The 8,654-nt window shown below is 43.6% G+C and carries 8 protein-coding genes; 6 read left to right on the top strand and 2 right to left on the bottom strand.

From position 1 onward, the window contains the following. The first annotated feature begins 5 nt into the window (after positions 1-5). Positions 6-335, top strand: a complete 330-nt coding sequence (locus NIE88_RS06610; protein ID WP_309247021.1) for a T7SS effector LXG polymorphic toxin — start codon at positions 6-8, stop codon at positions 333-335. A gap of 576 nt (positions 336-911) precedes the next feature. Here the strand turns inward: NIE88_RS06610 and NIE88_RS06615 are convergent. After that, positions 912-1,622 carry a PdaC/SigV domain-containing protein gene (locus NIE88_RS06615; RefSeq protein ID WP_253060535.1) on the bottom strand — a complete coding sequence of 237 codons (711 nt, stop codon included), beginning with the start codon at positions 1,620-1,622 and terminating at the stop codon, positions 912-914. A 314-nt stretch (positions 1,623-1,936) separates the two neighbouring features. Next, entirely contained in the window at positions 1,937-2,482 is a 546-nt protein-coding gene (locus NIE88_RS06620) for a CBO0543 family protein (RefSeq protein WP_253060536.1), read from the bottom strand. Positions 2,483-3,002: 520 nt separating this feature from the next. Here NIE88_RS06620 and NIE88_RS06625 point away from each other — a divergent pair. From NIE88_RS06625 to NIE88_RS06645, 5 genes are all read left to right on the top strand, one after another. Next, positions 3,003-4,202, top strand: a complete 1,200-nt coding sequence (locus NIE88_RS06625; protein ID WP_253060537.1) for a pyridoxal phosphate-dependent aminotransferase — start codon at positions 3,003-3,005, stop codon at positions 4,200-4,202. Further along, positions 4,199-5,206 carry a D-2-hydroxyacid dehydrogenase gene (locus NIE88_RS06630; RefSeq protein WP_253060538.1) on the top strand — a complete coding sequence of 336 codons (1,008 nt, stop codon included), beginning with the start codon at positions 4,199-4,201 and terminating at the stop codon, positions 5,204-5,206. The genes NIE88_RS06625 and NIE88_RS06630 overlap by 4 nt, the downstream gene beginning before the upstream one ends. Positions 5,207-5,221: 15 nt before the next feature. Beyond that, a complete protein-coding gene (locus NIE88_RS06635) occupies positions 5,222-5,686 on the top strand; it encodes a GNAT family N-acetyltransferase (RefSeq protein WP_253060539.1) in 465 nt (154 codons plus the stop codon). Positions 5,687-5,914: 228 nt separating this feature from the next. Further along, a complete protein-coding gene (locus NIE88_RS06640; RefSeq protein WP_253060540.1) occupies positions 5,915-7,417 on the top strand; it encodes an aminotransferase-like domain-containing protein in 1,503 nt (500 codons plus the stop codon). A gap of 22 nt (positions 7,418-7,439) precedes the next feature. Continuing rightward, complete coding sequence (locus NIE88_RS06645) at positions 7,440-8,630, top strand: aminotransferase-like domain-containing protein (protein WP_253060541.1); 1,191 nt, start codon at positions 7,440-7,442, stop codon at positions 8,628-8,630. Positions 8,631-8,654 lie beyond the last annotated feature (24 nt).

Here is an 8,654-nt window from a genome sequence, read left to right on the forward strand (position 1 = left end):
ATAACATTTCCGATTTGCTCCCAATCAACGTCTTCTCCAATCAGGAAGTGGATCAGGCGCTGGATGCTGCTGATAAAAAGCGCGCGCAAACGGTGCTTGACGTTCAAGACCTTGATCAGAAGCTGACCAATGAATACCGACAAGTGAACGAAGACCTGCACATTGCGTCGCTGTATGGCGAGCTGATCAACGCCACGCGGCAAGGTGCAGACGTGCAGCCGATGCGCTTCAACGCGCAAGCTTATCATGACAGTAAAATTTACCACCTTTCTGGGAAAAGGATGTTGTACAAACAATGGTTAATGGAAGAGTTAGGTTATTTAATGTGTTTTTGATTGATTAACCTTATGTTTTGCACATTCTCCGTAAATAGGATTTGCTGCATAGGGCTACATAATTTTCCATTTGGTAACTTTGAAGTTAAAAATATAGATAATGGACCTTCAATATGGCAATATGTTTTTTTTTGCGAATAAAGCAGTATATAAGCACTGTTATAAGGTGTTTTTTTACTTAGTGGATAAATAAGCGGGGCGGCCGACTTTCTACAAACGGCGCGCAGTGGAAGTGGCCGGAAAGGCAATGCCTACGATCAGACAAGAGATCTGTTCGGCAAGAAGGTGACGAAGAAAGAGCAAAAGAGCAACCTCCTTTAAGTTCTGTTCATGATGAACCTCTTCACCCGGAAGCCTGCCGTATCATCTGAGCAAAAAGTGATTGTTCATGAGCAGAGTCAGGCGTTTAAAGAACGGAGTGATATGGCATTTCTCCAAAAAAACATGAAAAAAGCTCGAATTCCTGAGTATAAAAGGGTTCAAGCTCGATTATTGAAATACGATAATAAAAATTGATAACCCGGAGCGTTTTTGATGAAAAATATCATCCAACATTGGAGATAGAAATGGTTTCATTTATTCATAGACAGATTTTGGAATTTTAATAAATGGATCACCGTCAGGGGCGCCCTCAGGGTATGGTTTAATGACATCATCTTGAAATACGAGAAATATTGAATCGTCATAAAACATAAATTGAGTGTCCTTATTAACCGGAACGTCACTTAATTGAGTTACATAGTGAGAATAGGGTTCATGTGTCCTCATATAGTCAAACGCGTATTTTTGTACTTTTTTATAAGATGTTTTAATGATGTCCTTAATTTCATATTGTTTGCCTGTCGAAAGATCAAAATTAAAAGCGGTCACATATAGGGCCCCACCTGGTCCGCCGGTATAGAGATAGTCGTTATAGAGCAGACTTAGTTTACCGTTTTTATGGTACATGAATCTAAAGGAAGTATTGTATGAGTAGTTGCATTTTTTGTTCTTCTTTTTACAAATCTGTTCCGCTTTTTTTAAATTATAGGCTGTCTTGTAAGAACTTTGAGCGGCTTTTTCTAATACAGCATTAATTTTGTCAGCGGCTTTTTTGCTTATTCCATAAACTTGCGGATAAAGCAATAAACGTTCTCCATTATAGTAATGTCTTGTAAAGCGGACATTCTCAGACAATCGATTCTTTTCCTGATCATTAGCTGTTTTTGATACAAAAAAGATCAAGGGAATTAAAAAAATTAAACAGACTGGCAACAAAATAAGATATTTTCTGTGTTTCCGATTCATAGGTGCCCTCCCTGCAGACTGATTATTTGGCCGAATTACTTCCTCAAATGGTAACATGGTGTATGAGAATGAAGCTATTTTTTGTAAAATATAATAAAAGTACGGTACTCGCGCCGGAGAATAGAGACTTGAAGGATTCACCATGTATTGTTGGTTAAGCACATTGGTCACAGCAGAAAAATAAGAAGGCACTGAATACTTACATATTCAATTGAGGCCACTTTCGTTGCATTGAAATGAATTTACCGGCGGACATGAAGATGCATACCGGACAGCATTTTATCTCATGGACTTGTAGGCGGGCACAGCACTAATTATCCCAGCGGCTCAAAATGTCTTCGTGTACAAATAAAATGGGCGAACAGATATAAAAAGAATTGAATGATCATGGAGTATAGATAGTTCCAATGGAGCGGCTGGTAGAGACCGATCCATTGGATAAATAGAAGTGCGGCGAGTGAGAATAAAGAGAAAATCGCTGCTTTAATAAAAGGGTTCGCGTGCGGATTGGTTTGTAATAAAAGCATGATTGATATGGGTAAAATCGTGAAACTGGTGGGGAAATAATTAGCGGTAAAAGGAATCACCTCATAGTCATATCTCCATAGCCCTAAAAAGATGCCGACATAATCCAGATAGGAAGAGGTAAGCGCGACAAATAAACCTGCGTATTGCAAGCGATCAGCACTTTTTTTATTTCGGCATCTGAACCAAATGAGAATAGGAGCAATGATGAAAATAACACCGAGCCACCAGCGCCAATTTAAAAAAGCATGTTGATACCAGATATCAAATTTTTCTTGATTCAATGCTATGGCTTTATCACTGAAACGACTATAGACAGTTGCTAAAACAAACATGGAAACACCTCGACAACCTTTTTGTTGCTAGTATTTCTTTATTTTTGAAAATGATTCTTTTTGATGCCTTTTTTCAAATCAATCCCATGTTGAGGCAATTTTTAAAAGAGGCTTGGTCAATAGGAATTCAGTAAACAAATGCGGCATTAAATGTTTTGAGTCGGTACAAAATAAAGTTGACACTTTTTAAAAAATCTGATATAAATGTAATCACCAGTTCAAAAGGAGTCCTTGATCATGAAACAAACAGGCAAACTCCAATTGAATAACTTTTATTACTACTTTGGTTTCTTTCGTTAGTGTTTGCATTCGCTTCAACTGGGTGCAAACACTTCAGCAGAAGGTTGCATCCATGCGGAAGCCAAGGCGGTACGATTTGACTTGGAAAAATAACCACATGGATTGAGAATCAATAATCCGTGTGGTTTTTAATATCGCGAGAAATTCTGATCACCCACGGTTATTGAAGCCGTGGGTGATTTTTTTCCAAAATAATTTAAAGAGGGCAGGTAATTTAACGATGGCACATTCATTAGTTGGCAAGATGAAAACGGAGCTGAGCTTGCTCAAACCTTCGGACATTTTGAAATTCGATCAGGACATTTCAGACATTCCGGATATCATTAAACTGACACTTGGCGAACCGGATTTTAACACACCTGAGCACATTAAAGAAGCTGGGAAGCGCAGCATTGACAACAATTGCAGTCACTATGCGCCGTCCGCCGGCACACTAGCCCTTAGGAAAGCGATCAGCAATTTTCTTAAGAAAAAATACAATTTATTTTACAATCCGGATCACGAAATTCTCGTGACCGCGGGCGCGACGGAAGCGATTTACACCGTGCTCACATCGATTTTGAATCCCGGCGACAAGGTGCTGATTCCGACACCGATTTTTCCTCTATACATTCCGGATACGATTTTGGCTAAGGCGGAACCGGTATTCATGGATACCTCGTCGAATGGTTTTGTCCTTTCGCCTGAATTACTCGAAGAAACACTTGCAAAGCACGGGGAGTCGGTTAAGGCGATTGTCTTCAATTTTCCGACCAACCCAACCGGCGTGACCTATCGCAGAGAAGATGTGAAGGCGCTGGCCGCGATTTTGGAAAAACATGATCTTTTTGTCATTAGTGATGAGATATACAGTGAACTGACCTATGGTGAACACCATGTCTCGATGGCTGAATACCTGCCGGAGCAAACGATCTTGCTTAACGGCGTATCCAAATCGCATGCGATGACCGGTTGGCGGATCGGCTTCATTTGCGCGCCGGCCGCGATTACAACGGAACTGAGTAAAATTCATCAATTCACGATTACTTCAACGACAACGATGGCACAGGATGCAGCTCAAGAAGCCTTTGAAAACGGAATGGACGACGGTGCAAATATGCGCGTGGAATATGAGAGGCGGCGTGATTTCGTTTATGAAGAAATGTGCAAGGCCGGATTTGCTTGCGTGAAACCAGAGGGCGCGTTTTATCTGTTCGCCAAAATTCCGGAAAACATGATTCAGAAAAGTCTTGATTTCTGTACGGATCTGGCGCATAAAGCTAAAGTTGCTGCCATTCCCGGCGGCTCATTCGGTCCCGGAGGAGAGGGCTACATTCGAATCAGCTATGCGGCAAGCATGGAGCAGCTGAGGAAAGCAATGAGGCGGATTGCAGCCTATGCGGCATCGCTTAAAGAAGAACAAGGGAGCCTGCGGCGATGAAGATTATTATGTTCACTGTTCGAGATGATGAGGAAGCGGCGATTAGGGAGTGGGAAAAGAAAATCGGTGTTCAAGTAGACATTAATAATCTGGAACTTGATGCGGAGACAGTGCGGAAGGCCATGGGTTACGACGGCATTGTCATTCAGCAGCGCAATCGCATCAGTGATCCAGTGATTTATGAAACGTTGGAAAAGTTCGGTTTGAAGCAGCTTACATCGCGAACCGCCGGCTTTGATATGATCGATATCGAACAAGCGACGGCACATGGCCTAGCAGTAACCAATGTTCCGGCCTATTCACCGAATTCTGTTGCCGAACTGGCAGTGACGCAGACGATGCGGCTGATTCGTAATCTGCCGCTTTTCGATGAACGCGGCAGGCAACAGGACTTTCGCTGGTCAGGTTTGATGGCGCGTGAAATCCGTTCACTGACTGTCGGTGTTATTGGTGCCGGACGAATCGGCGGTACGGTTGCCCGTCTGTTTAAAGCGCTCGGCGCAACGGTGATCGCTAACGACATTGTGGAGCGGGATGATTTGCGCGAGATACTCACCTATGTGGCAAAAGAAGAAATTTTGAAGACGGCGGATGTGGTCACTTTGCATGTTCCGCTAATGGAGGCAACCACCCATCTGATTGATGCCGAAGCGCTTGCATTGATGAAGCGCGACGCGTTCCTTGTGAACGCATCGCGGGGCCCGGTCGTTGATACGGATGCATTGATCACGGCGCTTCAGAATAAAGAGATTGCCGGAGCTGCGCTGGATACATTAAACGGTGAAGAGCATTTCTTCAATCAGGATCTTCGCGGCAAGGATATCCCAAGCGAGCAGCTCAAGGCACTTCGCGCGATGCCCAACGTGCTCATTACACCACACATCGGTTTTTACACCAACCTTGCCGTTCAGAACATGGTTGAAATCAGCTTAAATGATGTGCTTGCGATTTTGAAAACAGGTCGAAGTGAGCATCAAGTCAATCAAGTAGCTGTAGAAAACTGAAAAGAAGGCCGGCTTATGGAAATCAAACAGACGATGGATGCCGCACTGATCGCGAAATTGAATGAACCGGTTCAGGCATTGCATGCGGCACTTTACCCTGAGTACTTCAAGCCTTACTGCTTTGCTGAGATTCGTCAATGGTTTGAAAGGGTCATTGCCAGTGATCCCGATTCAACGTTCTTAGTAATTGAAGATGAAGACCAAATTACAGGTTATGCTTGGATTCAGGTTTTGAATCGAAAAGAAAATCCGTTTAAAAAGGCTCGGACGGTGCTGGAAATTCATCAGTTCAGCATTATGCAGGCGGCACGCAGAAAAGGCTGTGGAACTTTTTTGATGAATGACATCTGCCAATTTGCAAAAAACAAAGGAATAAAAGAGATTGATCTTAATTACTGGTCGGACAATGAAACAGCGGAACGGTTTTATAGAAAACAGAATTTCAAGATCTACAGAAAAGCAGCTCATCGAATCGTTTAAAATACCATTTAATAAGGAAAAACGCATCACGCAGACTATTAATCTGCGTGATTTTTGTAACCCAAAATAGTAACAAAGTAAAATTCAGCCGAGTTGTCAAAAGATGTCGTTCTCATCAATTTTGAAATTGGATTTACATTGATAGATCCAATTGGATCTTTTCAGCAGACATTGGTATGGATATGATAAGGATAATCAATCTTCATACGAATAGAGAAGGAGGCAGCTATGAGACTGGAAATTAACCGGGAAGAGGCAATGCCTGTCTATTTGCAAATGGCTAATCGAATTAAGGAACAAATACTGTCGGGGATTCTTCCAGAAGGCTTTGTCTTACCGCCTGAGCGAAAGATGGCGGACGACCATCATGTCAGTCGAACAACCGTCATCAAGGCCTATGAAGAACTCAAATCATTGGGACTTGCGATGTCCAGGGTTGGGCAGGGAACTGTGGTCACAGAACGCAAGCTTCCTGCAACGAATGAATCGGACCCACCCATTTTCCCGATGTCCTGGTACCCGCTCTTCGATAAAAAAACCGCTAATGTCAGCGATACGGTGAGTGAGATCATGTACATTGGCAATCAGGGCAATATGATTTCTCTTGCTGCCGGTATCGGCGACCCGCGTTTGTATCCGGTCGATGAGCTTCGAGAAATTCAAAATGAGCGGCCGATCGACAGTGATCACTTGAATTTATGCTCTGTTGAAGGCTACTATCCGCTGCGCGAAAGCATTGCCCAATTGATGCGTTTTCGTAACTTATCCGTTACTGCAAGAGAAACCATGATCTTGACCGGATCGATGCAGGGCATTGATTACGCGGCGCGAACCTTCTTGTCTCCCGGTGACGCGGTTATTGTTGAAGAACCCACCTTTTTACAGGCCATTCAATGCTTTAGAGCAACAGGCGCAAGAATTATTGGCATTCCTATGGATGAGGGAGGTATTCGGCTAGACATTCTTGAGGCACAGTTGGCGCGATATAAGCCTAAATTTATCTATACAATCCCCAACTTCCATAATCCGACAGGGATCACGATGAGCATGGAACGAAGAAAAGGCTTGCTTAAGCTTGCTTATCAATTTCAAGTGCCCATTCTGGAGGATGATCCATATGGGGATATTACGTTTGGCAGAGAAAAATTGCCGCCGCTCAAAGCGCTGGATCCATATGGTTATGTGATCTATCTCAGTACCTTATCGAAGGTTCTCTTTCCGGGCTTAAGAATCGGTTGGGTCGTGGCTCCGGAGCCGGTCATGAAAAAATTTATGCTGCTCAAGCAGATTACTGATTTGCATGTGAATACGGATAGTCAGATTTTGATTTACCGATATCTCAGAAAAGGACTTTATGAATCCCAGCTCAAAAAGATTTTGCCCATCTACAAAAAGAAAAGGGATACTGCGATTAACGTGCTGGGTAAAGAAAACGGGCTCGTTCATTTTAAACGTCCTGAGGGCGGTTTTTACTTATGGTGCCGAATTCCTTACCCTGTATCGCAAAAGAAATTGCTCGCACTATGCGCGGATCAAGGAATCATTTATACACCGGGAACCGTATTTTTCCCTCAAGAAAGCGATGGGGAGCACTGGCTGCGATTGAATTATACCTATGAGACGTTGGAACGATTGACTGAAGGGCTGAACCTGCTTATTAAGGCAATAAAGAGGCTAAGTGTGCAGAATGAGCCACTGGATGAGGCAACCGGAGTACGTCCAATCGTTTAAAAAGAGAAGGGGAGATCTGGTAATGAAACTTAATTTTTCAGAATGCGCGAGAAGTGTAGCCAATTCAGCAACACGAGAAATATTAAAAATAACCGAGCAGCCTGAGATTATATCCTTTGCAGGTGGGCTTCCGGCACCTGAGCTATTTCCAGTGGACGGGATTAAAGCCGCATGTGAGGCGGTGCTCGATGAAACGGGTGAACAAGCATTGCAATACAGCACGACTGAAGGCTTTCTTCCACTGCGCGAAGCGATTGCCGATCGGATGAGCGCCATTGGTATAAACACGACTTCCGATCAGTTACTTGTCATCACGGGATCGCAGCAAGGGCTTGATTTGACTGGTAAGCTGTTTCTGGACAAAGGAGATGTTGTCATCTGCGAGAGCCCCACTTATCTCGCGGCGATCAATGCGTTTAAGGCGTACAGTCCTCGATTTGTTGAAGTGCCGATGGACGATGACGGTATGAGAATGGGTGAACTTGAGCGTGCACTCCAAGCGAATCCCAATGCGAAATTCATCTACACGATCCCCGACTTCCAGAATCCGACCGGACGGACGATGAAGCTTGAGAGACGAATAAAGCTGGTCGAACTGGCGAATCAATACAATGTTGTGATTTTGGAAGACAATCCGTACGGCGCAATTCGCTTTGCTGGTGCGGACCTGCCGCCTGTAAAACATTTTGATACCGAGGGCAGAGTGATCTATCTGAGTACCTTCTCCAAGATATTTACTCCTGGCCTGCGTCTTGGCTGGCTCTGCGCTGATGAATCCATCCTTAGCAAATACGTCGCATTTAAACAGGCGACCGACTTGCATACGGATAGCTTCGCGCAAAGAATCACAGCAAAATATATGGATCTTTTTGATCTGGAGGAGCATATTCAAAAAATTAAGGATGTCTACCGCGCGCGTCGAGAAAAAATGATGGAATGTATTGATGCGTTTTTTCCAAAACAACTCAAGCACAGTGCTCCCGAAGGCGGACTGTTCATTTGGGTGGAGCTTCCTAAGGACATTGATGTCCAAGATTTATTTAAGAAGTGCCTGGACAACAAGGTTGCCTTCGTGCCGGGCAATTCGTTCTTTCCAAATGATGCGAGAATCAACGCGTTCCGATTGAACTATTCAAATATGCCTGAAGAGAAAATTGTTGAGGGCATGAAGCGAATCGGGAATGTTCTAAATGAAACTTTGCTGCTCGTGTGAACGAAAAAACAGCTCTCCCGGGAA

Origin of the sequence: Sporolactobacillus shoreicorticis (assembly GCF_024125445.1) — a bacterium.
GTDB lineage: Bacteria > Bacillota > Bacilli > Bacillales > Sporolactobacillaceae > Sporolactobacillus > Sporolactobacillus shoreicorticis.